This window comes from Bacteroides sp. AF39-16AC, from assembly GCF_003602735.1.
GTDB lineage: Bacteria > Bacteroidota > Bacteroidia > Bacteroidales > Bacteroidaceae > Bacteroides > Bacteroides uniformis.
The window spans coordinates 1-905 of the sequence record NZ_QTLN01000024.1; the positions used below are offsets into that span (position 1 = coordinate 1).

The 905-nt window shown below is 38.3% G+C and carries 1 protein-coding gene; it reads right to left on the reverse strand.

Annotated elements, in window-relative coordinates:
* Positions 1-649: 649 nt before the first annotated feature.
* The coding region (locus tag DW039_RS21110) for a hypothetical protein (RefSeq protein WP_207810811.1) at positions 650-905 on the reverse strand (256 nt) is incomplete at its 5' end.

Consider the following 905-nt stretch of genomic DNA (forward strand, 5'->3'; position numbering starts at 1 on the left):
TGTAGCTAGCGTTCATCCTGAGCCAGGATCAAACTCTTCATTGTAAAAGTATCGTGACTGCGCAAATTAAAAAAAATTAAAGTGCGGCAGCTTAATTATCTGTCCAGGACGCTCGAATTCAAAAGTTTATCTTTACCTATCTATATAAAATAAGTATTGACGGTTCTTTTGTTTTACCCAGGTACGACGCACCTTAATCATTAGTTTCCAATTATTAATTTGCGAAGCACCTGCTCTTGTACTACTTGTATTGTTTATGTAAATCTGTTCAAAGATCGCTCGTTTCACGATTGCTGTTCTTTTCAGAAAGCGGATGCAAAGGTAAGAACTTTAAAGCATATCTTCCAAATATTTTCGGAAGTTTTTTTTCATTTTTCTTTTTTCTCTTTCCTCGTCGTCTCTCTTGTCGAAAGGGAGGCAAAAAGAAAAAGGAAGAAAAACCCGGTCACCGTTTCTTGAAAGAAGAATGTCAACTCGCGCTGCTTTCGTTTTCAAAAGCGGGTGCAAAGGTAAGAACTTTAAAGCATAACTTCCAAATGTTTCCGGAAGTTTTTTTCATTTTTCTTTTCCAAGACCGAAGTTCCGAAAGAAACCTATGGCAAAGAAGAGAAAAAATGGAAGCTTACCGCTCCGTTTTACTGTCAGAATGTCAAAACATCGCCGCCTTCGTTCCCGAAAGCGGATGCAAAAGTAGGGCTTTTACGGACATCTGCAAAATATATACAAGCTTTTTTTGAGGGTTTACGTGAACTTTTTCATAACTAGCTGATTGATAGATATGTTTTAAAGCATATTTTTTAAAGGGAAAGAAAGGCAGGAAGGAAGGGGACACATTATATATATACGCGCGCGCATCGGAATATACTAAGTTCACCCCTTGACATAGACCACTGAACGGCCGGCAC